Annotated in this window: 21 protein-coding genes; all 21 read right to left on the bottom strand. The window is 71.1% G+C overall.

Annotated elements, in window-relative coordinates; all coding sequences use genetic code 11:
- Nucleotides 1–38: 38 nt before the first annotated feature.
- Nucleotides 39–2,192 (bottom strand): peptidoglycan binding domain-containing protein, encoded by a 2,154-nt coding sequence (locus tag ACZ7H1_RS12620; RefSeq protein ID WP_470786067.1) that lies wholly within the window; start codon nt 2,190–2,192, stop codon nt 39–41.
- 196 nt (nt 2,193–2,388) lie between these two features.
- Entirely contained in the window at nt 2,389–2,775 is a 387-nt protein-coding gene (locus ACZ7H1_RS12615) for a DUF6113 family protein (RefSeq protein WP_470786065.1), read from the bottom strand.
- Nucleotides 2,772–3,686 (bottom strand): N-acetyl-1-D-myo-inositol-2-amino-2-deoxy-alpha-D-glucopyranoside deacetylase, encoded by a 915-nt coding sequence (gene mshB, locus ACZ7H1_RS12610; RefSeq protein WP_470786064.1) that lies wholly within the window; start codon nt 3,684–3,686, stop codon nt 2,772–2,774. The genes ACZ7H1_RS12615 and mshB overlap by 4 nt, the downstream gene beginning before the upstream one ends.
- A gap of 23 nt (nt 3,687–3,709) precedes the next feature.
- Entirely contained in the window at nt 3,710–3,904 is a 195-nt protein-coding gene (locus tag ACZ7H1_RS12605; RefSeq protein ID WP_470786062.1) for a hypothetical protein, read from the bottom strand.
- A gap of 368 nt (nt 3,905–4,272) precedes the next feature.
- Nucleotides 4,273–4,578, bottom strand: a complete 306-nt coding sequence (locus tag ACZ7H1_RS12600) for a hypothetical protein (protein WP_470786060.1) — start codon at nt 4,576–4,578, stop codon at nt 4,273–4,275.
- Nucleotides 4,575–6,476: a peroxidase family protein gene (locus tag ACZ7H1_RS12595; protein WP_470786059.1), complete on the bottom strand. Its 1,902-nt coding sequence runs from the start codon at nt 6,474–6,476 to the stop codon at nt 4,575–4,577. The genes ACZ7H1_RS12600 and ACZ7H1_RS12595 overlap by 4 nt, the downstream gene beginning before the upstream one ends.
- 15 nt (nt 6,477–6,491) lie before the next feature.
- The gene (locus ACZ7H1_RS12590; RefSeq protein WP_470786057.1) at nt 6,492–7,862 is read right to left on the bottom strand and encodes an alpha/beta hydrolase family protein; all 1,371 of its coding nucleotides are present in this window, start codon (nt 7,860–7,862) and stop codon (nt 6,492–6,494) included.
- 338 nt (nt 7,863–8,200) lie between these two features.
- On the bottom strand, nt 8,201–9,553 hold the full coding sequence (locus tag ACZ7H1_RS12585; protein WP_470786056.1) for a cytochrome P450: 1,353 nt from the start codon (nt 9,551–9,553) through the stop codon (nt 8,201–8,203).
- Nucleotides 9,550–10,974, bottom strand: coding sequence for an FAD-binding oxidoreductase (locus tag ACZ7H1_RS12580; RefSeq protein ID WP_470786055.1), 1,425 nt, complete (start codon nt 10,972–10,974; stop codon nt 9,550–9,552). The genes ACZ7H1_RS12585 and ACZ7H1_RS12580 overlap by 4 nt, the downstream gene beginning before the upstream one ends.
- Nucleotides 10,975–11,040: 66 nt before the next feature.
- Nucleotides 11,041–12,645, bottom strand: coding sequence for a benzoylformate decarboxylase (gene mdlC / locus ACZ7H1_RS12575; RefSeq protein WP_470786053.1), 1,605 nt, complete (start codon nt 12,643–12,645; stop codon nt 11,041–11,043).
- Between the two features lie 192 nt (nt 12,646–12,837).
- Complete coding sequence (locus tag ACZ7H1_RS12570) at nt 12,838–13,923, bottom strand: ABC transporter ATP-binding protein (RefSeq protein ID WP_470786052.1); 1,086 nt, start codon at nt 13,921–13,923, stop codon at nt 12,838–12,840.
- A complete protein-coding gene (locus ACZ7H1_RS12565; RefSeq protein ID WP_470786050.1) occupies nt 13,916–14,899 on the bottom strand; it encodes an ABC transporter ATP-binding protein in 984 nt (327 codons plus the stop codon). Before ACZ7H1_RS12565 ends, ACZ7H1_RS12570 begins: the two co-directional genes overlap by 8 nt.
- Before the next feature lie 12 nt (nt 14,900–14,911).
- On the bottom strand, nt 14,912–15,904 hold the full coding sequence (locus ACZ7H1_RS12560; RefSeq protein WP_470786048.1) for an ABC transporter permease: 993 nt from the start codon (nt 15,902–15,904) through the stop codon (nt 14,912–14,914).
- Nucleotides 15,897–16,820, bottom strand: coding sequence for an ABC transporter permease (locus ACZ7H1_RS12555; RefSeq protein ID WP_470786046.1), 924 nt, complete (start codon nt 16,818–16,820; stop codon nt 15,897–15,899). The genes ACZ7H1_RS12560 and ACZ7H1_RS12555 overlap by 8 nt, the downstream gene beginning before the upstream one ends.
- A 77-nt stretch (nt 16,821–16,897) precedes the next feature.
- Nucleotides 16,898–18,523 (bottom strand): peptide ABC transporter substrate-binding protein, encoded by a 1,626-nt coding sequence (locus ACZ7H1_RS12550; protein ID WP_470786044.1) that lies wholly within the window; start codon nt 18,521–18,523, stop codon nt 16,898–16,900.
- A 128-nt stretch (nt 18,524–18,651) separates the two neighbouring features.
- Nucleotides 18,652–19,575: a GNAT family N-acetyltransferase gene (locus ACZ7H1_RS12545; protein ID WP_470786042.1), complete on the bottom strand. Its 924-nt coding sequence runs from the start codon at nt 19,573–19,575 to the stop codon at nt 18,652–18,654.
- 141 nt (nt 19,576–19,716) lie between these two features.
- Nucleotides 19,717–20,760, bottom strand: coding sequence for an ABC transporter ATP-binding protein (locus tag ACZ7H1_RS12540; protein WP_470786041.1), 1,044 nt, complete (start codon nt 20,758–20,760; stop codon nt 19,717–19,719).
- Nucleotides 20,753–21,811 carry an ABC transporter ATP-binding protein gene (locus ACZ7H1_RS12535; protein ID WP_470786039.1) on the bottom strand — a complete coding sequence of 353 codons (1,059 nt, stop codon included), beginning with the start codon at nt 21,809–21,811 and terminating at the stop codon, nt 20,753–20,755. The genes ACZ7H1_RS12540 and ACZ7H1_RS12535 overlap by 8 nt, the downstream gene beginning before the upstream one ends.
- Nucleotides 21,812–21,822: 11 nt before the next feature.
- Nucleotides 21,823–22,770 carry an ABC transporter permease gene (locus ACZ7H1_RS12530; RefSeq protein ID WP_470786037.1) on the bottom strand — a complete coding sequence of 316 codons (948 nt, stop codon included), beginning with the start codon at nt 22,768–22,770 and terminating at the stop codon, nt 21,823–21,825.
- Nucleotides 22,763–23,695, bottom strand: coding sequence for an ABC transporter permease (locus ACZ7H1_RS12525; protein WP_470786035.1), 933 nt, complete (start codon nt 23,693–23,695; stop codon nt 22,763–22,765). The genes ACZ7H1_RS12530 and ACZ7H1_RS12525 overlap by 8 nt, the downstream gene beginning before the upstream one ends.
- 167 nt (nt 23,696–23,862) lie before the next feature.
- On the bottom strand, nt 23,863–25,503 hold the full coding sequence (locus ACZ7H1_RS12520) for a peptide ABC transporter substrate-binding protein (protein ID WP_470786034.1): 1,641 nt from the start codon (nt 25,501–25,503) through the stop codon (nt 23,863–23,865).
- Between the last annotated feature and the right edge of the window lie 196 nt (nt 25,504–25,699).

Genomic DNA, 25,699 nt, shown 5'->3' with positions numbered 1-25,699 from the left:
TTCCCGGACAGGGGCTCCCGCCTGCGTGCCGGCGCGGGCTAGCTGGGGTCGGTGTCGATGGTGACGATCCGCTCCGCGGGGGTCTTGCCGCGCAGCGCCTTGGCGAGCGCACCGGCGACGTCCTGCGGGGTGACCGCGGTCCGCTCGCCCGTACCGCGCATGATCGTGACGCCGTCGAAGGTCTTCCCGTACAGCTCCTTCAGCGCTTCCAGGTTGTACGTCTCGACGAGCTTCCCGTCGACGGCCTTCATACCGAGGATCTTCGGCAGGGACCGGGCGGGGCCGAAGGGGATCCCGGCTCCGGCGCCCGCCTTGATGGTCACGTTGCCGGACATGGCGGGCTCCGCGAACTCCTTCATCGCCCGGTCCAGCTCGGCCTGGTCGATCACCGGCTCGCGCGTGGTGACGGGGAGCTCCAGGGCCGCGGCCGAGCCCGTCTCGATCTGGGCCCGGTAGGCCTTCTTGACGGCCTCGAGCGACTGGTCGACGTCGAGTCCCTGGCCGGCCTCGCCGGGGACGGCGGTGACCTTGTTCGGCTCGAACTTGATCGTGCCCTCGACGACGCTGCCCACGCCCCCGGCGAGGGTCTGCAGCGCGGCGCGCAGCTTCTCCTCGTCCACGGGGATCTCCGGCTCGGCGGTCCGCGAGTCGCCGAACAGCGAGCCGACGACCGAGACGGGGTTGTAGTCGCTGCCCTCGGCGCCGCGCACCGTGGCCTGGGTGTCCAGGCGCAGGCCGGCTTTCTCGGGCTTCAGCTCGACCTGCTTGCCGCCGATGCTGAGCTGGAGCGGGGCCGCGGCGCGCTTGCCGAAGGCCTGGTCGAGGGTGCTGAGGGCCTCCTCGCGGGTGCCGCCGATGTCCACGCCGAGCACGGTGGTGCCCTTGGGCACGTCGGAGTGGTTCAGCAGCAGGCCGGCGCCGTACGCGACACCGAGCAGGGCGGCCACGCCGGTGCCGACGAGCACCAGGCGGGAGCCCTTGCGGACCCCGCCCTTCTTGGGCTCGGGCGCCGGGCGCTGCGGGGGCGCGACGGTCTCGTCGTGCTCCGGGGGCAGCGGGGGTACGGGGCCGCCGGGGAACTGCTGGACCGGCTGGACCACGGGCACCGGGCCGCGCCCGTCGGCCGGCATCTCGGGGCCGGGCCACTGCCGGATCGCCGTGGTGTCGTCGTCGCGCCGCGGAGCCGCGACCGGCATGGTGCCGAGGGCGGGTCCGGTGGTCGGCCCGGCGGGGCCGTTGGCACCCGGGGCGTACGGCATGCCCGCGTGCGGACCGCCGGGGGCCTGCGGGGCGGCCGGGTAGCCGGGACCCTGCGGGCCGGGGCCGCCGTATCCGGGGCCGGGGCCCTGCGGACCGGGGCCGCCGGGGCCGAAGCCGTTGTTCGTGCGGGCCGCGAGGCCCGGGGCCGGGCGGCCGCCGGGAGCGGCCTGGGGACCGCCGGGGCGTCCGGGAGCGCCGGCCTGGCCCATCCCGGGAGCACCGCCGGGGCGGCCGGATGCGACCGGGCCCGGTCCCGCGGGCGCGGCCGGGGCGCTGCCGAAGACGCTGCCCGCGGCCGCGGCTCCGGCGCCGAGGCCGGGCCTGGCGGGGCCCGAGGCCCCGACCGGTCTCGTCGGCAGGCCGGTGCGCGGCGGAAGCGCTGCGGCGGGCCGCGGGCCCGCGCCGGGGCCGCTCAGCGGCCCAGATCCGGTGTTCATGTCAGTCCCCCCGATACTGGCCGGGGCAGGCCCTGTGCCGGCACCGCCGCCTCCGCCCGGCCCGAGGGCGGGACGAGCGGCCGGTGCGGGCAGGGCAGCCCCCTTGCGCGGAGCGAACCAGTTGCTCTGCTGGTCCGCCTTCGGCCCGTCGGCCGGCGCGGAAGCCGCGGACGGCTCCGCGGGCTTGGACGCCTCTGCGGAGGCGTCCGGTTCCGCGTCCTCGGCAGACACGGGCGTGCGTACGACGACCGGCGGGATCGGCCGCGAACCCGGGATGTTGATCCGGATGCGCGTCGTCAGCGTGGTCTCCGTCTTGCGCTCTTCCGACTCCGGGGAAGACGGTGAAGGCTTCGTCATGTCTTGCTCCTCCGGAGCGTCCGCCGCCGTGTCCGCCGACGGATACTGGCGGGATCCGTACGGCGGCGTACCCGAGGGGTAAGCGGCTCCACCGCGCCCCTTGGGCCCGGAGGACGAACTGTCAGTTTCACGACTCAAGGCAGGTTCTCCCGGTTGGCTCCGCCGCCCGTCATACCGTGCGCGGGCAGCTCGGCGGCCCGTCCACCATACTGGCCGCCGCCGGGGCGCAACTGACCACCGGGGGAAGCGAGGTTCCTGTGCGCACCCGGTGAATACGGCGCGGACGGGCTTCACAACCCCCTGGCAGCGACCCGGCGTCGGCCCGAAGGGTATGTCATCTTCCGCTTCTCGCGGCCGAAACCGGCCGGGTCGGGCGACCCTGAAGGGTGGCACACATCACAGCAGCGACGATGCCACCCAGCATGTACACGTACGTCCCGATTGTCGGGGCGTAGAGGTTGTCGCCCTCGGGGCGCGGCGAGACGTAGAAGACCAGCACGCCGAGCCACCCCAGGGCGGTGGCGCCGACTCCGGACGGGCCGCCCATCGCGACCCGGCCGCCGAGGAAGCAGCCGATGCTGCCGAGGAGCGCGAGGAGCAGGCCGAAGGGCGGCCAGGCGCCGACGACGAGCCCGCCGGCGAGTCCGGTCAGGGCGCCGACGACGGCCAGCAGGACGAAGAGGGCGATCCGCCCGGCGCTCGGTACGCCGCCGCCGGTCATGCGCCGGTCCCGGCGAAGAGGTCGTGCTCGCGCTGCCCGGCGGCCGCTCCGGAACGGCCGCGGACCAGTTCGTAGTACTCCCGGGGGAGCAGCGGCTGCCCCAGGTCGTTCGAGAGCGCGAAGAAGGGGCCGTCCACGGCGATCTGCGTGGCGTGGGCGCGCATGGCGGCGGCCTTGGCGTCGGCGTACTTCTCCTCGCCCGGCTCGCCGCCGATCTCCGCGGTGATCCGCTCGTCGTCGACCACACCGGGCACGTCGGCGACCGCGCCGATGCCCGAGTAGCCGGAGGCGGCCCCCCGCCCGACGTGGTCCCGCAGCCGCGCGAAGCCCGCTTCGATCACCGAGCGCGGCACGCGGTTCCAGTAGATCTTGGCGATCGTGTGCGGCTCGCCGAGGTCGCGCCGGTACGCCTGCTCCGCGGCGAGGTCGGCGGCCCGCATGGCCACCCGGTGCGCCTGGATGTGGTCCGGGTGTCCGTACCCGCCGTCGGGGTCGTACGTGACGAGGACCTGGGGGCGGACCCGGCGGATCACCTCGACGAGGTACGCGGCAGCCTCGTCGACGTCGGCCTCCCAGAAGGCGCCGCTGCGGTGGTTCTGCGGGACGCCCATCATCCCGGAGTCCCGGAACCTGCCCGGGCCGCCGAGGAAGCCGTGGTCGGCGACGCCCAGTTCGGCCATGGCCGCGTCGAGCTCGCCGATCCGGTGGGGGCCCAGGGCGTCCTCGCGGTCGGCCGTCAGACGGGCGAGCTCGGGCGGGATGACCTCGCCCTCCTCGCCCAGGGTGCACGTCACCAGCGTGACGTGGGCGCCCTCGGCCGCGTACTTGGCCATGGTGGCGCCGTTGTTGATCGACTCGTCGTCCGGATGCGCGTGCACCAGGAGCAGACGACGGGCGGGAAGACCGTTCATGCGCACAGCCTACGAGGCGGGTCCTACAACTTCAGGCCGCCGATCACGTCTGCCACGTTCGTGGTCAGATCCCTCATGGTGGGTGCGAGGGTGGAGCTGGAGAGGTAGAACCCGAGCAGCACGCAGACCAGCGCGTGTCCCGGCTTGAGTCCCGATTTGCGGACCAGCAGGAAGACGACGATCGCCAGCAGCACCACCGCCGAAATCGAGAGTGCCACGGCGGTTCACCTCCACATCTGTTCGCTCTTGCCCGGACGATTCAACAATCAACAGCCATGACGGCAGCGTCAGCACGTGGCGGAGTCATACCCGCACGCGCCATGCGTTACGGATCATAACTATCCGTGCCGACAGTTCTGCTGGTCGCATTGGTGCATCGAGGGGGCGCATGGCCCTCCCGGGCCGGGGCGCACGGCTCCCCGTGAAGCGCCCCTCCGCCCGGAAAACGCGAGCGGCCGGCCGGGAGGTCTGCACCTCCCGGCCGGCCAACGGCACCCGCACGGCCGTACGCTCTCCAGACTGGCCGGTTCACATATCGGTGCTGCGACGGTGAAGTTGCCTGCGTGTTAACGAAGTTGATGGGTATTTATCGTCCCATTTCAGCCCCTCCGGCGAGCCCGTCGGCAGCGGTGGCGCACCGTGCGGCGAGCCCCTCGACCCGCTGCCGGAACGCCTCGCCCTCGGGGCCCGGCCAGTCGAGCGCGGCGGCGCAGTCGCGCAGCCGCCGGGCCTGCTCGTGGAGCACGGCCGCATGGGCGCGCAGCCCCTCCACGGCCGAGACGGCGGTGCGCGGCGGCGCGGACTCCGCCCGCGGACCGGGGATCGCCTGGCCGGTATTCGACGGTCCGGAGGGGCCCTGACCGGGAACGCCGGGGTCCGGGAGGCTCGTCACAGGGTCCTCCAGGGGGCGAAGGCGTTGGTCACGCCGTCCAGGGCGGGGCCGAGTTCGGGGTGGTGGCGCAGCAGCACGGTCACCATCGTGTTGCGGTCCACCCACTCCAGGCCTTCCGCGGTGTAGATCTCCGGGCGGTAGTCGACGGTGAAGAAACGGTCGCTTTTCAGCCGCCTGCTGGCCATCAGGATGAAGATCCGGAAGAGGGAGTCGCTGAAGCCGAAGCCGGCCGGGCGCGGCTCGGCGAGATTTCCGACCAGGGTGTCGACCCGGTCGAGCCTGCCCTCGTAGAGATCCTTGAGCAGCGGGGTGTCGGCGGGGTGCCCGCCGGTGAGTTCCTCGAAGGAGCCGACCGGCCGCTTGCGCAGCATCCGGCGGTAGGCGTTGTAGCGGGGGATGCCGCGCTCGCGGTCGCGCAGGATGTCCACGGTGCCGAGGTCGATGTGCTCGCCGGTGAGCCGGGCCAGGTTGCGCAGCGCGTCGGGGTGGTTGTGCAGGACGAGCGCGCCCGGGTTCGCGACGCCGAAGGAGTAGAGGAGGTCGCTGGTCCCGTACGTGTCCACGGCGGTGCGGGTGGTCGCGCCCTGCATGTCGTCGAAGCCGATGCTGCGGCGCACCCCGCCCGCGCGGTGGTCGCGTACGACCAGCTCGTCGGGGATGAGGGGGTGCAGGCGGTACGCGGAGACGAACTCCTCGGTCATCGAGAAGGGCGCGGCGTGGTGGTCGGTCGGGGAGCCGGGGATGCCGCTGAGCATCTCGCTCGCGCCGACGCGGCCGAACCTCCGGCTCACCCAGCGGGGCAGGACGCCGTACCAGTTGGCGTTCATCGCCTTGTGCAGCACCGGGGTGTCGAGGATGCCCGGGGTCCACTCCACCGTGTGGATCTTCGCCATGAGGGCGGTGTTGACGAGCCGCGCGGTGTGGAAGACCCGCTCGTCGTCCCAGGTGGGGTAGTGGGAGCGCAGGTGGTCGCAGATCGCGTTGTGCTCCTTGGCGAACAGCGTGTGGAGCAGGGAGAGCCCGGCCCAGTAGTCGCTGTTCATGCCCGTCCAGTCCAGGCATTCCCTTCCGGGGCGCGGGTCGGCGGGCAGCCGGCCGCCGTCGAGCGCGAGCTTGCCCTCCTCGCCGGTGCGCAGCGCACGGCAGCGGGCCTCGTCGGAGCCGTAGATCTGCGAGCCGTCCCACCAGTGGGTGACGGTGTTCTCGTAGGTGGGCGGGGCGTCGGGGGTGGTGTGGGCGACCGGGTCGGGGCGGGTGCGGTTGATGCGCATCGGGCAGCTGCCGCCCTGGGCGCCCCAGTCGTCGTCGGCGGCGAGGGGGACGGTGAAGGGCTCGGCCTGTTCGTTGTCCCCGTGGTTGGCCCAGCCGTGGTTCTCGAACTGGATCCAGGCGGCCGCCAGCAGGTTGAGCGTGGGCGCGGGGACGAAGCTGCGGCGCGCGAGCAGCTGCCGGCTGATCTCCCGCGGGCTGGGCGACATCAGCTGCTCGTCCGGCTCGGGGAAGACGAGGTGCAGGGGCGCGTTGCGGTCGAGCCGGGTGCCGACGCGGCCCATGTCCTCGTCGTACGGGTCGTAGCCGGAGCCGTCGTACGAGCGGTGGGGGGCGAGGTCCGCGGTGCTGCGCCGGGACCGTTCGCCGCCCGCGCCGAAGGTGTCGTGCAGATTCTTGCGGCGCAGGTCGTCGCGGAGCACGCGGAGGTTCAGCAGGCCGACGGGTCCGGGGAGTTCGTGCCATTCGCGGGTGCGGTTGATGCGGGCGAAGGCGGCGGAGCCGAGTCGTTCGAGCAGGCCGGGCGGCCCGTACGGGGGTACGGGCGGGGCCGGGGTCGCCTGCCGGGCGGCCTGCGGAGGGACGGCGGCGCTCTGCGCGGACTCGGTGCCGGTGGTCGTCTCAGTCATGGGAGGGTGCGGTTCCTAGCGGTCGTAGAGCTGGAAGAGCCGGTGGGCGGTGACCTTGCCGCGGAACGGCGCGAGCTCGGCGTCGACGTGGGCGCGGGCCTGCGGCACGTCGAACTGGAGGTTGTGCGCGTACCGTTCGGCGGCGTGGCACAGCGGGAAGTTGTGGGTGTCGTCGGTCCAGGTGAACTCGGTGAACTGCGCGGGCAGGGCGTACGGGGAGACCGACGAGCGGCCTTCCAGGCTGGGCACCACGTCGTGCTCGTTGACGAGCGAGCTGACGCGGGTGGCGGGGTCGGCGGGCCGCTTGCCGTCGACGGGCGAGCCGATGGCCACGACCCGGGTGACCCGGTAGACCGCGCAGAAGTCGCGGTCGGCGGCGAGGTTCATGGCGGTGATCCCGCCGAGGCTGTGGCCGACGAGGGCGATCTCCGCGCCGGAGGGCACCACCTCGCGGACGGCCTGGGTGACGGCGCGGGAGTACGGGGTCGACGGGCGGGCCACGGCGTGGATGGCGCCGAGCAGGTCCTGCGGACTCTCGTGGCTCGCGCCGTCGGAGGCCATGCCGGCGAGCTGCACGACGTACCGGACGCCGTCGTCGGGGCCGGTGACGCGTTGGATGAGCAGGGTGCCGTCGGTGCCGATGGTGTCGATGTTGCGGAGGTAGCCGGCGATGGTGCCGGACCGGTCGAGCCGGTCGAGCAGTCCGGCGCCGGCCGGCTTCGGCTCGGCGCGGCCGGGCCCGCGGTCGAGGAAGGCCCAGATCCGGCTGCTGATGCCGAGGAGGGGTTCGCCGGTGGTCAGGGTGCGGCCGGTGGCGATCTCCCAGCCGGCGGCGTCGTTGAACGGGTTCTCGTCGGTGAGGGCGTTCCAGGCCAGGAGGTCGGCGAAGGAGGGCGCGAGCAGCGCGAACGCGCGCTCGGAGCCCTGGCTGCCGAGGATCGCCTTGAAGGCGCGTACCGCCTCGCCCTGCCGGTCCTGCGCGACGGCCCTGATCACCCGGGCGGTGTCGGGGTCGCCGAGGAGTTCGGGGTGCGCGACGGCGGCGGCCCGGACCCGGGCCGCCAGCCCGGCGACGGCGAGGCTGACGGCGAGGCTCTCCCGGCTGGTGAACACCCCGGCGAGCCAGGCGGCCCGCCCGAGCGGGCCGGTGCCGGGGCCGCGGGGGGCCCAGCCGAGACCGGCGCGGTCGGTGAGCACGCGGACCAGGCGGCGGCGGACGGCACGGGGGGTGCCGCGGCCGACGGCCAGGCCGGTGGCGTAGCGGGCGGCCTCGGCGACGGCGTCGGCGGCGGTGGCGAGTTCACGGCAGAGCGCGTGCAGCGACTGCACGTCCGGCGTCGGGAGCGGGCCGGCTGCCGCCTGCTCTGTGGCTTCGGCTTCGGGCATGGCTGGTGGTCCTCCTGGTCGTCGTGTGCGGTCCGTCTGGAGCGGGCTCCTGTTCCCCCGCCCCGCCCCTCCCCGAAACCCCGTCTCGCCGCTCCCCGCCCGGCGAACGCCCCCGTCACCCCCGCAGGGGCTCCGCCCCGCGCCCCCGCGCCCCAATCGCCGGCGAGGCTCGATCACCCGGGGCAGGGCCTGACCCGTCCCCCGGGGACCAATCCGGCCGCCCGGGCCGAATCCAGCCCCACCGGGGGCGAATCCAGCCCCGCCGGCGTTTGGGGCGCCGCCGGAGGCAAGGGCGATCCCGCCCGGAGGCAAGGGCAGGCGGGAGCCGGCGAGGCGGGTCAGAGGGGGTTCAGGGTGAGGCGGACGGGGTGCGGGGGGATGCCCGGGAGGGGACGGCGGGGGTCGAGGGCACTCGGTGCCGCAAGCCCCACCCGCTTGCCCCGCAGCACCGCACCGCAGACCGCCGCTCCCACCAGCAGCCCCAGCCGGTCCCCCGGACACCGCCCCCCGCCATGGCTGAACGGCGCCATCCGCGTGTCCCGGTCCGCGTCCCGCTCCAGCCACCGCGCCGGTACGAACAGCTCGGCCGCCGCCACCGTCTCCGGGTCCCGCTGGTGGAAGCCCATCGGCACCAGGACGTGCGTACCCGGCGGGTAGGCGGCGCCCCGCCACACCGTCTCCTTCCGCGTCACCCGCACCAGGTCCGGCACGATCGGCCACAGCCGCAGCGCCTCCTGGAGACAGGCCTTCATCCGGGTGTCGTTGCCGCGGGCCGCCTCCTGCTCCGCCGGGTACGCCGCGAGCAGCAGCAGCGTCCGAGCCACCATCGGGGCGCACGCGTCCATCGCCAGCAGCCAGTGGTGCGCCTGGCCGACCCGGTCGAGCTCGGGGAAGTCCGGATCGGCCGGGACCGACATCGCGCGCCCGACGAGCGTGTGGGGCGGGGCGTCCGCCGCGTACTGCTCCAGGCGCGCGGCGACCTCGCGGTACAGCGCCTGGTTCGGCGCGTTGCGCCCCTTGCGCATGCCGAGCCAGTTCGCCTCCTCCCGCAACCGCACCAGGCCCCGGTGCAGCCGGTCGTCGCCCGCCGCCCGGTCGCCCAGGACGATCCGGCGCCCGATCCGCTCCAGCACCCGCTTGATCACGGCGTGTTCGAGCACGCCCGGCTCGGTCAGCGGCGCGCACTCCTCGGTGATCACCGCCCGGAACTCCGCGCACGAGGGGTGCTCGGCCCGGTCCGCGGCCAGGGCGCGGTCGTTGACCTCGCGGCGGGCCTCGCGCAGCGCGCCGTGCGAGCAGATCACCCCGGTCGGCTCCAGGACCTCCAGCATCCGGACCTTGTCGACGGCGTCCAGCGCGAGGCGTTCGACCGGTTCGGCGAAGAACTGCGCGATGTCCGCGGGGTCGAACAGCACCAGCATGTCCCCGGACAGCGCCCGGATCCGCACTGGCGCTCCCCCGTACCGGGAGCGCAGTGTCCGCAGGGTCGCGGCCGACCAGTCGTACTGGCCGAGGGAGCCGAGTGCGCCGGACACGCGCGGCCGGGGGGCCGCGATGCCCCGTACGAACGCGGGCAGCGTGTGGGTGAGCGCGAAGCGCAGGGTCTCGGCGCGCCCGGCCTGTACGGGCCGGGCGAAGGCGGCCGTGCGGGGCGCGCTGCCCGTGGGGGCCGGGGTCGTCACCTCTGTCATGCCTCGACCACCTTGCCGGGGTTGAGCAGGTTCTTCGGGTCGAACAGCCGCTTCAGGCCGCGCTGGAGCTCCAGGCTGACCGGGTCCAGCTCGCGGGTGAGCCAGTCCCTCTTGAGGATGCCGATGCCGTGCTCGCCGGTGCTGGTGCCGCCGAGGGCGAGGCCGGCGGCCATGATGTCGTCGTAGGCGGTCTGGGCCCGGCGGAACTCCTCCGGGTCGGACTCGTCGAAGACGACGGTCGGGTGGAGGTTGCCGTCGCCGGCGTGCCCCAGGGTGAAGATCCGCAGTCGGTGCCGGGCGGCGATCTCCTCGATCGTGCCGACGAACTTGGCCAGTTCGGAGCGCGGCACGGCCACGTCCTCGATGAACGCCGTCGGCTTGCCGGGCAGGGTCGCGGCCAGCGCGCCGAGCGCCGGGGTGACCAGCCTGCGGGCCTCGATGATCTGCCGGGACTCCTCGGGGGTGGTCGATGTGACCACTTCGAGGGCGCCCGCCCTGGTGCAGAGCAGCCCCATCGCGGCGAGGTCGCGGGCCGCCGCGGGCAGCTCGGGGGCGTCGCTCTGGATGATGAGGGTGGCGTCGCTGCCGGGCTTGAGGAGCGAGCCGCCGAAGTCGGCGACGGCCTGCGAGGTGGCCCGGTCGAGGAGTTCCAGCGCCGACGGGACGTGTCCGGCCGCGGTGATGGCGGCGACGGCGTCGCCGGCCGCGGTGAGGCTGGGGAACTGCGCGAGCAGCGAGAGGGCGGCGGGGCGGGCGGGCCGCAGGGCGAGCGTGGCGCCGACGACGACGGCGAGGGTGCCCTCGGAGCCGACGATCAGCCGGGTCAGGTCGTACCCGGCCACGCCCTTGGCGGTGTCGCGGCCGGTGCGCAGCCGCCTGCCGTCGGGCAGGACCAGGTCCAGGCCGAGGACGTAGTCGGCGGTGACCCCGTACTTCACGCAGCAGATGCCGCCGGCGGCGGTGGCGATGTTGCCGCCGATGGTGCAGCGCTCCCAGGAGGCGGGGTCGGGCGGGTAGCTGAGGCCGTGGGCGGCGACGGCGTCGGCGAGGCCCTTGGTGGTGACGCCGGGCTCGCAGCGCACCAGCCGGTTGCCGGGGTCGATCTCGGTGATCCGGTCCATCCGGGTGGTGCTGAGGACGACGCAGCCGTCGGTGGCGTTGGCGGCTCCGGCGAGCCCGGTGCGGGCGCCCTGCGGGACGACGGGGACGCCCAGTTCGTACGTGGTGCGCAGGACGGCCGCCACCTGTTCGGCGGTCCGCGGCCGGGCGACGGCGGCGGGCGTGCCGTGCGCGGAGAAGGGCGCCGAGTCACGGGAGTGGGCGGCCAGTTCGGCAGGGTCGGTGAGCAGCTCGCCGGGCTCGGGGAGCGCGTCGCGCAGGCGGGTGAGGAGGGCGGTCAGGAGGGGGGTGTCGGTCGACATTCCGGCCTTTCGGGGGGTGTGCCGGGAGGTCCGCCGACCGGGTCCGGCCCCGGTCGGCGGCCCCTGCTAGAGGGTGGGGAGTTCGGTGGTGACCGGTACGTCGATGAGCACCGGGCCGTCCTGCTGCTGCGCGGAGTCCCGTACGAGCTTGGTCAGTTCGCCCGCCCCGGCGACCTGGTGGGTGCACAGGCCGTAGCCCTGGGCGACGGAGACGATGTCCAGGCCGGGGATGTCGAGGCCGGGGGCGCCCTGGGCGTGCTCGACCTGCGCGAACCACTGGAGGATCGCGTAGCGGGCGTTGCTCAGCACCACGAAGGTGACCGGAACCTTGTACTGGGCGGCGGTCCACAGCGCCTGGACGGCGTAGTGGATGGACCCGTCGCCGATGACGCAGACGACGGGCCGGTCGGGGGCGCCGAGCTGGGCGCCGACGGCCGCGGCCGCGCCGAAGCCGAGGCCGCCGCCCGCGGAGAAGAGGTACGAGCCGGGGGTGGAGATCCGGGTCGCCTCGTGGAACTGCGGGACGTTGGAGGGGGATTCGTTGACCCACAGGGTGTTCTCGGGGGCGCCCTGTGCGATGGCCTTGAGCGCGGCGAGCGGGCTGAGCACCCCGCCCTCGGGCTCGGCGTAGCGGACCTCGCGGGTGACGGGCCGGACCGGTGCGCCGGCCGGCAGGCGCTCGGCGAGCGCCCGCGCGGTGAGGGCGAGATCGGCGACGAGCGCGTCCCCGACGGGGGCCTTGGCGGCCTCGTCGGCGTCCCGGGTCAGCAGTACCAGTTCGGCGCCTTCGGGGAGGATCTCGCCGGGCACGTACGGGTAGTAGCGGAACACCTGCGCGCCGACGACCAGGACCAGGTCGTGCCCTTCGAGGCAGCGGGAGAGCGGGCCGATGGCGGGCGGCAGGTCGCCGCGGAACTGCAGGTGGGTCCGCGGGAAGGACACCCGGGCGGAGGCGGGGGCGGCCCATACGGGCAGTCCGGCGCGCTCGGCGAGCGCGAGGACGTCGTCCCAGGCCCCGGAGTCGTCGACGTCGTCGCCGACGACGAGGACGGCGGAGCGGGCGCCCGCGATGCGGTCGGCGAGCGCGGTGACGGCGTCGGGGGCGGGCAGGGAGGCGTGGCCGACGCGGCGCGCGGCGGCGGCCTGCGCGGCCCGCTCCTCCTGCTCCGTGAGCCGGGCGTCCATGTCGTCCATGGGCAGGGACAGGAACACCGGCCCGCGGGCGGGGGTTTCGGCGATGTGTACGGCGCGGGCGAGTGCGGGTGCGACGTCGGCGGGGCGCGGGGGCTCGTAGGCCCACTTGACGGCGGGCTGCGGGAGCAGGGTGGCCTGCGGATTGGTGAGCAGGGCCTCGGCCGTCATCATCGCCCGCACCTGCTGCCCGGCGGTGACGACCATCGGGGTGCGGTTGGCCCGGGCGTTGAGGATGGCCCCCATGGCATTGCCGGTGCCGGGCCCGGTGTGCAGGTTCACCAGCGAGGTGGTCCCGGAGGCGAGCGCGAACCCGTCGGCCATCCCGACGACGACGGCCTCCTGGAGCCCGAGCACGTACCGGAAGTCCTCGGGGAACTGCTTGAGCATGGGGAGCTCGGTGGACCCGGGATTCCCGAAGACGGTGGTGATGCCGCGTGTCCGCAGGACGTCCAGGACTGATTCACGAACCGTACGCATGGGGGATCCTCCGCAGCGGGCTGACAACTGTCGGTGATCAACCCACCACACTGCGTGGATCTTTACAAAAGCGTCCCGCTGTCGACTACGCCCTGCTATAGGCGGCTTCGGGGCCTGCTGTTCGGGGGGTGTCCACGGGCGCAGGGTCCACACGACGCCCGGAGATTCCCCCGAAAGGAGCGAGGCCCCGGCTCACAGCGGCGGCGGGGGCCCCGGTTCCTCCAGGGGCGCCGGCGGGGGCGGGAGGGTGCCCTCAGGGGGGACCACCTGCTTTTCCGCCGCGAAGTGGCACGCCGAGTCGTGCGCCGCCGGGCCGCCCGCTGCACGGAAGACCTCCGGGACCGCCAGCAGCGGGACCTCCGTCGCGCAGCGCTCCTGCGCCTTCCAGCAGCGGGTGCGGAAGCGGCAGCCCGAGGGGATGTTCGCCGGGGAGGGGACGTCGCCGGTGAGGATGATGCGTTCGCGGCGCTCGCGTGCGCCCGGATCCGGGACCGGGACCGCGGAGAGGAGGGCCTGGGTGTAGGGGTGGGTCGGGTGGTCGTAGATCTCCTCGTCCGTGCCCAGTTCCACGATCCGCCCGAGATACATGACGCCGACGCGGTCGGAGATGTGCCGCACGATCGACAGGTCGTGGGCGATGAAGACGTAGGACAGGCTGAACTCGTTCTGGAGGCGTTCGAGCAGGTTGACCACCTGGGCCTGGACCGAGACGTCGAGGGCCGAGACCGGCTCGTCCGCGACGATGATCTCGGGCTGGAGGGCCAGGCCGCGGGCGATGCCGATGCGCTGGCGCTGGCCGCCGGAGAACTGGTGCGGGTAGCGGTTGATGTACTCGGGGTTGAGGCCGACCACGTCCAGCAGGTCCTGGACCTTGCGGCGCCGGTCGCCCTTGGGGGCCACCTCGGGGTGGATCTCGTACGGTTCGCCGATGATGTCGCCGACCGTCATCCGCGGGTTGAGCGAGGTGTACGGGTCCTGGAACACCATCTGGATGTTGCGGCGGACGGCCTTCAGCGCCCGGCCGGACAGCTTGCTGATGTCCTCGCCCTTGTACGAGATCGAGCCGGCCGTCGGGCGTTCCAGGTGCACCAGCATCTTGGCCACCGTGGACTTGCCGCAGCCGGACTCCCCGACGATGCCGAGGGTTTCACCGGCCCTCAGGTCGAAGGAGACGCCGTCGACGGCCTTGACCGCGCCGACCTGCTTCTTGAAGAGGATGCCCTGCGTCAGCGGGAAGTGCTTGACCAGGTCCCTGACCTCCAGGATCGCGTCAGGCATGGAAGCACTCCTTCCAGAAGTGACAGGCGCTGCTGCGCGGCACCCGGGAGTCGGTCACCGGGTAGAGCGGCGGGACGTCGGTGCGGCACACGGCCTGGGCCATCGGGCAGCGCGGGTTGAAGGCGCAGCCGGGCGGGATGGCCAGCAGGTTCGGGGGCAGGCCCTTGATCGCGTACAGCTCGTGGCCCTTCTGGTCCAGGCGCGGGATGGAGTCGAGCAGGCCGCGCGTGTAGGGGTGGGCGGGGGCCTTGTAGATCTCGTGGACGGGTGCGGCCTCCACGATGCGGCCCGCGTACATCACGGCGATCTTGTCGGCCACGTCCGCCACGACGCCGAGGTCGTGGGTGATGAGGATCAGGCCCATGTTCAGTTCGCGCTGGAGTTCCGCGAGCAGGTCCATGACCTGGGCCTGGACGGTCACGTCGAGGGCGGTGGTGGGCTCGTCCGCGATGATCAGCGAGGGTTCCAGGGCCAGCGCCATCGCGATCATGATGCGCTGGCGCATGCCGCCGGAGAACTGGTGCGGGTAGTCGCCGACGCGTTCCTTCGCCGCCGGGATCTTCACCCGGTCCATCAGCTCGACGGCCTTCGCCTTGGCGTCCTTGCGGGACATCCCGCGGTGCACCTCGAACATCTCGCCCAGCTGGGCGCCCACGCTCAGCACGGGGTTCAGCGAGGACAGCGCGTCCTGGAAGATCATGGCCATCTCGGCGCCGCGGACCTTCCGGCGTGCGTCCTCCTTCATCTTCAGCAGGTCCTGGCCCTTGAAGAGGATCTCGCCCGCGGGGATCCGGCCCGGGGGCATGTCGAGGATGCCCATCACGGCCTGCGCGGTCACCGACTTGCCGGAGCCGGACTCGCCGAGCACGGCGAGGGTCTCGCCCTCGTCCACGGAGTAGTTGACGCCGTTGACGGCCTTGGCGACCCCGTCCCTCGTCTTGAATTCCACGTGCAGATCGCGGACTTCGAGCAGCATGGTGCCCACTCCTCAGCGCAGCTTGGGGTCGAGGGCGTCGCGCACCGCGTCGCCGAGCATGATGAACGCCAGCACGGTGATGCTCAGCGCCCCGGCCGGCCAGAGCAGCATGTGCGGCGCGTTGCGGATCTGCGAGGCCGCGTTGGAGATGTCGATGCCCCAGGACACGGTGGGCGGGCGCAGGCCCACGCCGAGGAAGGACAGGGTGGCCTCCAGGGCGATGTACGTGCCGAGCGCGATGGTGGCGACGACGATGACCGGCGCGACGGCGTTGGGCGCGACGTGGCGCAGCAGCATGCGGGAGTTGCCGGCGCCGAGCGCGCGGGCTGCCTGGACGTAGTCGTTCTGCTTGGCGGTGATGACGGATCCGCGGGCGATACGGGCGATCTGCGGCCAGCCGAGCAGCACGATGAAGCCGACGACGGGCCAGACGGTGCTGCTGGTGACGACGGAGAGGAAGACGAGGCCCCCGAGGATCACGGGGATGCCGAAGAAGATGTCGGCGATGCGCGAGAGCAGGGCGTCCCACCAACCGCCGAAGAAGCCGGCGAGGCCGCCGAGCAGCGAGCCGAGGAGGGCCGCGCCGAGGGTGGCGCAGACGCCGACGGTGATGGAGGCGCGGGCGCCGTAGACCGTACGGGTGTAGACGTCGCAGCCCTGGGTGTCGTAGCCGAAGGGGTGGCCCGGCTCGGAGCCCTCCTGGGATTTGGACAGGTCGCACTGGAGGGGGTCGCCGCTGGCGATCAGCTGCGGCCAGATCGAGATGACGACGAGGAAGAGGATCAGCAGCGCCGAGACGATGAAGACGGGGTTGCGGCGCAGCTGGTGCCAGGCGTCGGACCACAGCGACCGGGGCTTCTCGGACGGGCTGGTCGGACCGCCGGGGTCGAGCGGCTTCTCCAGGCTCTCGGCTTCTTCCAGCGCCAGGTCCATGGCTCCGCCCTGTCCGGTGGGTGCGATGGCCTCTCCCTCGCCGGGCTGCAGCGGGTCGTACGGCTCAGGCATAACGGATCCTCGGGTCCAGGACCGCGTAGAGCAGGTCGACGAGCAGGTTCGCCAGCAGGAAGACGATCACCAGGATGGTCACGAAGCCGACCACGGTGGGGGCGTTGTTGCGCAGGATGCCCTGGTAGAGCTGGTAGCCGACACCGTGGATGTTGAAGATCCGCTCGGTGACGATCGCGCCGCCCATGAGGGCGCCGATGTCGGTGCCGATGAACGTGACCACGGGGATCAGGGAGTTGCGCAGCAGGTGCCGGGTGATGACCCGGCGCCGGGGCAGCCCCTTGGCCACGGCGGTGCGGACGTAGTCGGCCTTGACGTTCTCGGCGATGGAGGTGCGGGAGAGGCGGGTGACGTAGGCGAGGGAGACGAGGGCCAGCACGATGCCCGGCAGGATCAGTTCGTTGAAGGGGGCGTCGGAGGAGACCGTGGGCCGCACCCAGCCCCATTTCACGCCGAGTACGTACTGGAGCAGGTAGCCGGTGACGAAGGTCGGGACCGAGATGATCACGAGGGTGAGCACCAGCAGGGTGGTGTCGATCGCCTTGCCCCGGCGCAGGCCGCTGATCACGCCGAGGCTGATGCCGACGACGATCTCGATGACGATCGCGACGATGGTCAGCCGCAGCGTGACGGGGAAGGCCGAGGCCATCAGCTCGGTGACCGGCTGGCCGTTGAAGGCGGTCCCGAAGTCGCCCTGGAAGATCTGGCCCATGTAGTGCAGGTACTGCTTCCACAGGGGCTGGTCGAGGTAGAGGTCCTTGCGGATGCGGGCGGCGGTGGCGGGGTCGGGGGCCTTGTCGCCGAAGAGGGCCGCGACCGGGTCGCCCAGCGCGTACACCATGAAGAAGATCAGGAAGGTGCTGCCGATGAACACCGGGATCATCTGGAGCAGCCGCCGGATTACGTAGCGTCCCATGGACGCCTCCAGACTCTTGACGGGCGGCCCGGCGCGGAGTCTCGCGCGCCGGGCCGTCCACTCCTAGTGACGAGGCGTCATCCGACCTTGATCTGGTCGTAGACCGGGACGCTGAACTGGTTGAGGGCCACGTTCGAGAGCCGCTCGGCGTAGCCGGCGCTGCCGTTCTGGTACCAGAGCGGGATCGACGGCATCTGCGCGGCGAGGATCTTCTCGGCGTCCTGGAACTTGGCGATCGCCTTCGCGGTGTCGCTCTCGCGGTTGGCCTCGTCGACGAGCTGGTCGAAGTCCTTGTTGCTGAACTTCCCGTAGTTGGAGGAGGCGCCCGTGTAGTAGAGGGGCTCCAGGAAGTTCTGGATCAGCGGGTAGTCGCCCTGCCAGCCGGAGCGGAAGGGGCCGGTCAGCTTGAAGGAGCTCTGCTGGTTGCGGAAGTCCGCGAAGGTGCCGATCGGGTTGACGGTGCAGACGGGGCCCTTGCCCAGGGCGTTGTTGATGCTGTTGCAGACGGCGTCCATCCACACGCGGTGGGAGCCGGTGTCCACGTTGGAGGTGATGGTCATCTTGCCGCCGGGCAGTCCGCCGCCGTCCTCGATGAGCTGCTTGGCCGCCGCGGGGTCGTAGGTGCAGAGCTCCCCGCACATGTCCTTGAACCCGCCCTTCTCGCCGAGCGCTGAGGAGGTCCAGTCCTTGGCGGGGCTGCGGGTGTCCTGGAAGATCTGCTTGGTGATCTCCTCGCGGTTGATGGCGCGGGAGATGCCCTGCCGGACCTTCTCCGTGCCCGCCTCGCTCCACTGCGGGTCGTACAGCGGGAAGGTGAGCGTCTGGATGATCAGCGCGGGCTGGTTGATGTACCGGTCGCCGAGGTCGTTCTTGACGTTCTTGAGCTGCTGCGCGGGCACGTCGTCGACGAGGTCGAGGTTGCCGGCGATCAGGTCGGTGTACGCGGTGTTGTTGTCGGTGTAGACCTTGAGGTCGACGCCGCCGTTCTGGGCCTTGTCCGGGCCGGTGTACTCCTCCCACTTGCGCAGCTTCATCCCGGTGCCCTTGGTGTAGGAGTCCACCGTGTACGGGCCGTTGCCGACCGGCTTGTCGAGCCAGGCGGCGTGGTCGGTGAAGAAGCTCTTGGGAAGCGGGGAGAAGGCCTGGTAGCCCAGGGTTTCCGGCCAGGTGGAGAACTTCTCCTTGAGGGCGACGGTGAAGGTCCTGGCGTCCTTGACGACCAGGCCCTTCATCGTCTTCGACTTCGGTTCGCCGCTCGCCGGGTGTACGTCCTCGTAGCCCACGATGTCGGAGAAGAACGGGGAGTTGTTCTGCTTGCTGCGCACGTCGGCGGCGTAGTTCCAGGCGTCGACGAACGACTGCGCGGTGACCGCCTCGCCGTTGCTGAACTTCCAGCCGTCCTTCAGCGTGATGGTGAAGTTCTGCTGGTCGGTGGTCTCGAACTTCTCGGCGACCATGTCGAGGGCCTCGCCGGTCTTCGGGTCGTAGCGCTTCAGGCCCCGGAACAGCATGTCGAGGACCTTGCCGCCCTGGACCTCGTTGGTGTTCGCCGGTTCCAGCGGGTTCTGCGGGTCACCCCAGGAAGAGCTCACGATCCCGGCACCGTCACCTCCGCCGCTGTCGCTCCCGCCGCCGCAGGCCGTCGCTCCGAGGGCGACGGCGACTGCACATGCGGCCCACTTGGCGTGGGTGGCTCCGCGCATGGAGTGCCTCCTCATGGCTCCCAAGTCATGCTTGGTCGTACTTAGGAGCCAATGTCACCCCACGATCAGGCGTACCGCACGTTATGCGCGGCCGTGCGGGAGCCGGTTCACCCTCCTGTGGAATGCCGTCACCGCAGGGTGACCTCCCAGGTGTCGACGGCGTAGTGCAGGCTCATGCCGTGCGCCTCGTACAGGGCGAGCGCGCCGGATTCGTTGAGGGTGTCCACGCCCAGCCCCAGGGTGTCCCGGCCGCGGGCCGCGTACACCCCGAACGCGTGCCTCAGCAGGTGGCCTCCGATGCCCCGGCCGCGCATGTCCTTGCGGACGCCGAGGTTGCGGACCCAGCCCATCGCGGCCCGGTCGTCGCGGCTGATCAGCACGGCGGCGTCGCCGTGGCCCTCCAGCGCCGCGATCCACACGAGCGACCAGTCGAGCCGGTCGGCGTCCAGGTCGTCGAGCCACTGCCGGTACGAGCGCGGGGTGTGGTCGAAGTGCTCGGCGAACGTGTCCTCGACCAGCTGGTGCGCCCGCCGCCGGTCCTCCTCGGCCCGGCAGTCCCGCAGGGTCAGCCCCTCGGGCGGCGCCGGCACCGGATCGGCGGCCGGGTTCAGCGGGCGCGTCAGCACCTGGTAGCGGCGCACCCGCTGCCAGCCGCGCACGGTGAGCCGGTACGTCTCCACGGTCGGCTCGGTGTTCAGGTGGAGGTGGACGACCGCCTGCGCCGCGCCGCCGGCCCGCGCCCGGGCCAGCGCCCGGTTCTCCATCAGGCCGAGCAGCCGCTCCCCCGCGTCCTGGTGGTCCGGCAGTACGTAGTGGTCCGTGTCGATGCGCTCGGGGTCCCCGTCGCACCACAGGGCGGCGTACGCGACGAGCCGGCCGTCCCGGAAGGCCAGCCACGAGTCGTTCGCGAGGTCCATTTCGGGGTGCCGCAGGTCCGCCTCCACCTCGTGGAGGTCGGTCTCGGGCCGTCCGATCTCCAGGACGTCGACGGCGTTGAGGAGGGCGCAGATGTCGGAGGCGTCGTTGGGCCCGGCGGGCCGTACGGTCAGCATCGGATCACTCTCGTACGCGGCCGGGGCCCGGGGCAAAGCGTTTACGGGGACGGGCCCCTCGGACTCCGGCGGGGCCGGGAACGGCGGAGGGCGCCCGGACCGTGGGAACGGTCCGGGCGCCCTCTGCGCGTACGGCGGGGATCAGGCCGACAGGACGGCCCGCTCCTCGGCGAAGTGGCACGCCGACTGGTGCGCGGCCGGCGAGTCCGAGCCCTGGAAGCGCTCCGGGACCGCGAGCAGCGGCATCTCGGTCGCGCACTTCTCCTCGGCCTTCCAGCAGCGGGTGCGGAAGCGGCAGCCCGACGGCGGGTTGGCCGGCGACGGGACGTCACCGGTGAGGATGATGCGGTCGCGGCCCTCGCGGGCCTCCGGGTCGGGGACCGGGACGGCCGACAGCAGCGCCTGGGTGTAGGGGTGCGTCGGGTGGTCGTAGATCTCCGAGTCGGTGCCGATCTCGGCCATCTTGCCGAGGTACATGACGCCCACGCGGTCCGAGATGTGCCGGACGATCGACAGGTCGTGCGCGATGAAGATGTAGGACAGGTTGAACTCGTCCTGCAGCTTCTCCATCAGGTTGATGACCTGGGCCTGGACGGACACGTCCAGCGCGGAGACCGGCTCGTCGCAGATGATGATCTCCGGGTTGAGCGCGAGGCCGCGGGCGATGCCGATGCGCTGGCGCTGACCGCCGGAGAACTGGTGCGGGTACCGGTTGATGTACTCGGGGTTGAGGCCCACCACGTCCAGGAGCTCCTGGACCTTGCGGCGCCGGTCGCCCTTCGGAGCCACCTCGGGGTGGATCTCGAAGGTCTCGCCGATGATGTCGCCCACCGTCATACGGGGGTTCAGCGAGGTGTACGGGTCCTGGAACACCATCTGGATGTTGCGGCGGACGGCCTTCAGCGCGCGCCCGGACAGCTTGGTGATGTCCTGGCCCTTGTAGAAGACCTCGCCCGCGGTGGCCCGCTCGAGGTTCATCAGCAGCTTGGCGACGGTGGACTTGCCACAGCCGGACTCGCCGACGATGCCCAGGGTCTCGCCCTGGTACAGGTCGAACGAGATGCCGTCGACGGCCTTGACCGCGCCGACCTGCCGCTTGAACAGGATGCCCTGGGTCAGCGGGAAGTGCTTGACCAGGTTGCGCACCTGGAGGATCGGCTCGCCCTTGGAGGTCAGGTCAGCCATGGATCGTCTCCTTCCAGAAGTGGCACGCGCTCTTGCGGCCCGGCAGCTCGCCGCCGTCCCGCTCGGTGACCGCGTGGAGCACGGGCACATCGGTGCGGCAGATGTCCTGCGCGGCGGTGCAGCGCGGGTTGAACGCGCAACCGCTCGGGATACGCAGGAGGTTGGGCGGCAGGCCCTTGATCGCGAAGAGCTCCTGGCCCTTCTGGTCCAGGCGCGGGATCGACTCCAGCAGACCCTTGGTGTACGGGTGCGCCGGGCGCTTGTAGATCTCGTGCACCGGAGCGGTCTCGACGATCCGGCCGCCGTACATGACGGCGATCTTGTCCGCGACGTCGGCAACCACGCCGAGGTCGTGGGTGATCAGGATGAGACCCATGTTCATCTCGCGCTGGAGCTCCGCGAGCAGGTCCATGACCTGGGCCTGGACGGTCACGTCGAGAGCCGTGGTGGGCTCGTCGGCGATGATCAGGTCCGGCTCCAGGGCCATCGCCATGGCGATCATGATGCGCTGGCGCATACCGCCCGAGAAGTGGTGCGGGTAGTCGTCCACGCGCGCCGCGGCGGCGGGGATCTTCACCCGGTCCATCAGCTCGATGGCCTTGACCTTGGCGTCCTTCTTGGACATGCCGCGGTGGACGCGGAACATCTCGCCGAGCTGGTAGCCGACGGTGAGCACCGGGTTCAGGGAGGACAGCGCGTCCTGGAAGATCATGGCGATCTTCTGGCCGCGGATCTTCCGCCGCTCCTCGGAGCCCATCTTCAGCATGTCCTGGCCGCGGAAGAGGATCTCGCCCTGCGGGATCTTGCCGGGGGGCATGTCGAGGATGCCCATGATCGCCTGCGCGGTCACGGACTTGCCGGAGCCGGACTCGCCGAGCACGGCGAGGGTCTCGCCGGCGCTGACGCTGTAGTTGACGCCGTTGACGGCCTTGGCCACACCGTCGCGGGTGTGGAACTCCACGTGCAGGTCGCGGACTTCGAGGAGCGGGCCCTCGTAGTCGTTCCCGTCACGCGGGGCGGGGACCGTCGCGGTCTTGTCGATGGTGGTCATTTACGCCCTCCTCAGCGCAGCTTCGGGTCGAGGGCGTTGCGGACAGCTTCGCCGAGCATGATGAACGCCAGGACCGTGATGCTGAGCATGATCGACGGCCACAGCAGGACGTGCGGGGCGACGCGGATCTGCGCGGCACCGGCCGAGATGTCGACACCCCACGAGACGGTCGGGGACGCGAGGCCCAGACCGAGGTACGACAGGGTGGCCTCGGCGGAGATGTAACCGCCGAGCGCGATCGTCGCGACGACGATCACGGGCGCCAGGGCGTTCGGAAGGATGTGCCGGAACAGGATCCGGATGGTGCTCGCACCCAGGGCCTGGGCGGCGTGCACGTAGTCGGCCTGCTTGACGGTGATCACGGCACCGCGCATGACGCGGGTGATCTGCGTCCAGCCCAGGAAGGCCAGAGCGCCGACGACCACCCACACGGTGCGGTCGGTGAAGGCCTGCAGGACGACCATGGCGCCGAGCAGGAACGGGATGCCGAAGAAGATGTCGGTGACCCGGGAGAGCACGGCGTCGATGACGCCGCCGAAGTAGCCGGAGAGCATGCCCATGATGCCGCCGACGACGGTGACGATCAGGGTGACGCAGACGCCGACGATGATCGAGGCACGGGTGCCGTAGATCAGGCGGGCGTACACGCTGCGGCCCTGGCCGTCGTAGCCGAACCAGTCGGGCGAGCCTATGGAACCCAGCTCCGGCTTGGTCAGGAAGTGCTTGACCAGGTCGCCCGTGGTGGGCGAGGCGCTGGTGAACCAGCTCGGGAACGCCGCGATGAGCAACAGGAAGAAGATCAGCACGGACGACACGATGAAGTACGGGTTGCGGCGCAGGTCGACCCAGGCGTCGCCCCACAGGCTGCGGGCCTTCTCGGCCTTCTGCGGCTCCACCGGCAGCGCGGGCGCAGCGGCCTCGTCGGCCGTGGCGGTGGCGGTCTTGGTGATGTCAGGCATAACGGATCCTCGGGTCCAGGACCGCGTAAAGGAGGTCGACGAGAAGGCTGGCAACGAGGTACACGATGACCAGGACGGTGACGACACCGACGACGGTCAGGCCCTCACGGCGGACGATCGACTCGTAGATCAGACCGCCGACGCCCTTGACGTTGAAGAGGCCTTCGGTGACGACCGCACCGCCCATGAGGGCGCCGATGTCGGTGCCGAGGAAGGTCACGACGGGGATCATCGAGTTGCGCATCAGGTGCACGCCGTAGACACGGCGCTTCGGCAGGCCCTTGGCCACCGCGGTGCGCACGTAGTCGGCACGGAGGTTCTCGGCCATGGAGGCACGGGTGAGGCGGGCCACGTATGCGAGGGACAGCGCACCCAACACAATGGCCGGGGCGATGAGTTCGCCCCACGTCTCTTCGATGCTGACGTTCGGCGGGATCCAGCCCAGCTGGTCCGAGAAGACCATGCGGACGATGAAGCCGAGGACGAACACCGGGACCGAGATGATCAGCAGCGTGAAGACCAGGGTCAGGCTGTCGGCGAGTCGGCCCGCGTTGAGGCCGGCGACGACACCGAGGCCGAGGCCGAGCACCAGCTCGATGAGGAACGCGAGGGCGGCGAGACGGAGCGTGACCGGGAACGCGTCCCCGATGACCTCGGTGATCTCACGGCCGCTTCGGATCTGCTCACCGAAGTTGAAGTGGAACAGGATGTCCGAAATGTAGTTCCAGTACTGCTGAAGAATGGGCTGGTCAAGCCCGTATTCGGCCCTGAGTCTGGCCAGGGTGGCCGGGTCGGTGCCCTTGTCTCCGAACAGTCCCGCCACGGGGTCGCCGGGCAGGGTGTACACCATCAGGAAGATCAGCAGGGTCGTCCCGAAGAAGACCGGGATCATCTGGAGCAGTCGTCGTGCGACATAGCGCCCCATCGTGCCTCCGTTTGAGAATGCGGCAGGAGCCAGGACAGGCCCTTCCCGGTGGCCCGTGCCGGATCGGCACGCGGACACCGTGGAAGGGCCCCCCGGTCACTGCGTAAAGGCCGGATGCGGGCCGACTCCCCGTCGGCCCACATCCGCACAGCGGACTACGTCAGTGGTTACTTCTTGGTGACCTGGACGTCTTCGAGGATCGGGTCGCCGTCCTGCGCGTACTTGACGCCGGAGACCTTCTCGGAGTAGCCCGCGTTGACCTTGTAGTACCAGAGCGGGATGGACGGCATGTAGTTGACCAGTTCCTTCTCGATGGCCTGGTACGCCGCCACGGACTCGTCCAGCGTCGCCGCCGTGTCCGCCTTGTCGATCTTCGCGTCCAGGGCCTTGTCGGAGAAGTCGCCCTGGTTGCCGGCCGCGCCCGTCTTGAAGAGGTCGCGGAGGAAGTTGGCGTTGACCGGGTAGTCGAGGACCCAGCCGGAGCGGTAGATCGACTTGACCTGCTTGCTCTTGCGAGCCTGGAGGTCGGCCTGGAAGTCGGGCTTCGCGTCGCCGACGCACTTCACGCCCGTGGACTGGGTGATGCTGTTGCAGACAGCCTCGACCCATTCCTTGTGGCCGCCGTCGGAGTTGAACTGGATGGAGATGGCGTTGCCGGGAACGCCGCCACCCTGCTTGATGAGCTCCTTGGCCTTGGCCGGGTCGAACTTGGTCACGTCGGCCGCGTTCGGCTGGTAGCCGAGGACGCCCTTGGCGACCCAGCCGGTGGCGGGCTCGCGGGTGCCCTGGAGCACGGTCTTGGTGATGGTGTCGCGGTCGATCGCCATGGACAGACCCTGGACGACCTTCGGGTCGACCTTCTTCGTCTTCCACTGCGGAGCGTAGAAGGCGATGGCGAGGGTCTGGACGGCGGAGTACGCCTGGTCCACGGCGCGGTCGCCGAGGTCCTGGCGGTAGACCGGCAGGTCCTTCGGGGCAAGCTGACGCAGGACGTCGACGTTGCCGGACTTCAGGTCCTCGTAGGCGGTCTCGAGGGTGGTGTAGTTCTTGAAGATCACACCACCGTTCTTCGCCTTGTTGTCGCCCTTGTAGCCGTCGAAGCGGACGATCTCGATCTGCTTCTTGTGGTCCCAGGACTTGAACTTGTACGGGCCGTTGCCGACCGGCTTCTCACCGGCGGCCTTCGGGTTCGCGTAGAAGGACTCGGGCAGCGGGGAGAAGACCTCGTAGCCGAGCTTGTACGCGAAGTACGGGATCGCGGCGGTGAGCTCGATGGTGAAGGTGCTCTCGTCGAGGACCTTCAGGCCGTCCAGCTTGTCGGAGGTGGGCTTGGCGCCCTCCTTCTCCGGGTGGACCTTGTCGAAGCCCTTGATGTCCGAGAACCAGGAGGCGTTGCCCTGGTTGTTCGTGATGGTCGCGGCCCAGTTCCAGGCCTTGACGTAGGACTCGGCGGTCACCGGGGTGCCGTCGTGGAACGTCCAGCCCTTCTTGAGCTTGACGGTCCAGAGCTTGCTGTCCTTGGTGTCGACCGACTCGGCGTTCACCATGGTCAGCTTGCCGTCGGCCGTGTAGTCGACCAGCTGCGAGAAGAGACCACTCAGAACGATGGAGCCGTTGGACTCCATCGTGTCGGCCGGGTGCAGGAGCTTCTCCGGCTCGCCCGTCTCGATCGAGTAGATCCCGTTCGGGTCCACCCCGCCCGCGGCGTTGTCGGAGCCCTTGTCCTTGCCCCCACCACCGCAAGCGGTCGCTGCCAGGGCGACGACAATCGCGCCCGCTACCCACTTGGCGCTCTTGGCACCGCGCATGGGTTTCCTCCTCATGAGTCCACTGTTCGACATGAGGGACCCGGACCGTTCGCCGACACCCCTGACGGCGAGTGGACCAGTGTCCCGAGTGTGCTCGTGAGTCGGCGCTCCCCACAGCGCTTGACCCATTGACCCGAGCTCAATGGAGCCATCCTCAGGGACGCCCAGACCGTAAACCACACTTAAGTGGTCTCGT

This window comes from Streptomyces sp. NPDC037401, from assembly GCF_055602345.1.
The sequence above is the reverse complement of the archived record's forward strand: the minus strand, read 5'-3'. Positions and strand labels throughout refer to the sequence as shown.

Excerpts from the sequence above, each read along its gene's own strand:
- ACZ7H1_RS12615 (WP_470786065.1), bottom strand. The coding sequence starts at position 2,775 with ATGACCGGCGGCGGCGTACCGAGCGCCGGGCGGATCGCCCTCTTCGTC.
- mshB (WP_470786064.1), bottom strand. The coding sequence starts at position 3,686 with ATGAACGGTCTTCCCGCCCGTCGTCTGCTCCTGGTGCACGCGCATCCG.
- ACZ7H1_RS12595 (WP_470786059.1), bottom strand. The coding sequence starts at position 6,476 with ATGACTGAGACGACCACCGGCACCGAGTCCGCGCAGAGCGCCGCCGTC.
- ACZ7H1_RS12590 (WP_470786057.1), bottom strand. The coding sequence starts at position 7,862 with ATGCCCGAAGCCGAAGCCACAGAGCAGGCGGCAGCCGGCCCGCTCCCG.
- ACZ7H1_RS12585 (WP_470786056.1), bottom strand. The coding sequence starts at position 9,553 with ATGACAGAGGTGACGACCCCGGCCCCCACGGGCAGCGCGCCCCGCACG.
- ACZ7H1_RS12580 (WP_470786055.1), bottom strand. The coding sequence starts at position 10,974 with ATGTCGACCGACACCCCCCTCCTGACCGCCCTCCTCACCCGCCTGCGC.
- mdlC (WP_470786053.1), bottom strand. The coding sequence starts at position 12,645 with ATGCGTACGGTTCGTGAATCAGTCCTGGACGTCCTGCGGACACGCGGC.
- ACZ7H1_RS12570 (WP_470786052.1), bottom strand. The coding sequence starts at position 13,923 with ATGCCTGACGCGATCCTGGAGGTCAGGGACCTGGTCAAGCACTTCCCG.
- ACZ7H1_RS12565 (WP_470786050.1), bottom strand. The coding sequence starts at position 14,899 with ATGCTGCTCGAAGTCCGCGATCTGCACGTGGAATTCAAGACGAGGGAC.
- ACZ7H1_RS12560 (WP_470786048.1), bottom strand. The coding sequence starts at position 15,904 with ATGCCTGAGCCGTACGACCCGCTGCAGCCCGGCGAGGGAGAGGCCATC.
- ACZ7H1_RS12555 (WP_470786046.1), bottom strand. The coding sequence starts at position 16,820 with ATGGGACGCTACGTAATCCGGCGGCTGCTCCAGATGATCCCGGTGTTC.
- ACZ7H1_RS12550 (WP_470786044.1), bottom strand. The coding sequence starts at position 18,523 with ATGCGCGGAGCCACCCACGCCAAGTGGGCCGCATGTGCAGTCGCCGTC.
- ACZ7H1_RS12545 (WP_470786042.1), bottom strand. The coding sequence starts at position 19,575 with ATGCTGACCGTACGGCCCGCCGGGCCCAACGACGCCTCCGACATCTGC.
- ACZ7H1_RS12540 (WP_470786041.1), bottom strand. The coding sequence starts at position 20,760 with ATGGCTGACCTGACCTCCAAGGGCGAGCCGATCCTCCAGGTGCGCAAC.
- ACZ7H1_RS12535 (WP_470786039.1), bottom strand. The coding sequence starts at position 21,811 with ATGACCACCATCGACAAGACCGCGACGGTCCCCGCCCCGCGTGACGGG.
- ACZ7H1_RS12530 (WP_470786037.1), bottom strand. The coding sequence starts at position 22,770 with ATGCCTGACATCACCAAGACCGCCACCGCCACGGCCGACGAGGCCGCT.
- ACZ7H1_RS12525 (WP_470786035.1), bottom strand. The coding sequence starts at position 23,695 with ATGGGGCGCTATGTCGCACGACGACTGCTCCAGATGATCCCGGTCTTC.
- ACZ7H1_RS12520 (WP_470786034.1), bottom strand. The coding sequence starts at position 25,503 with ATGCGCGGTGCCAAGAGCGCCAAGTGGGTAGCGGGCGCGATTGTCGTC.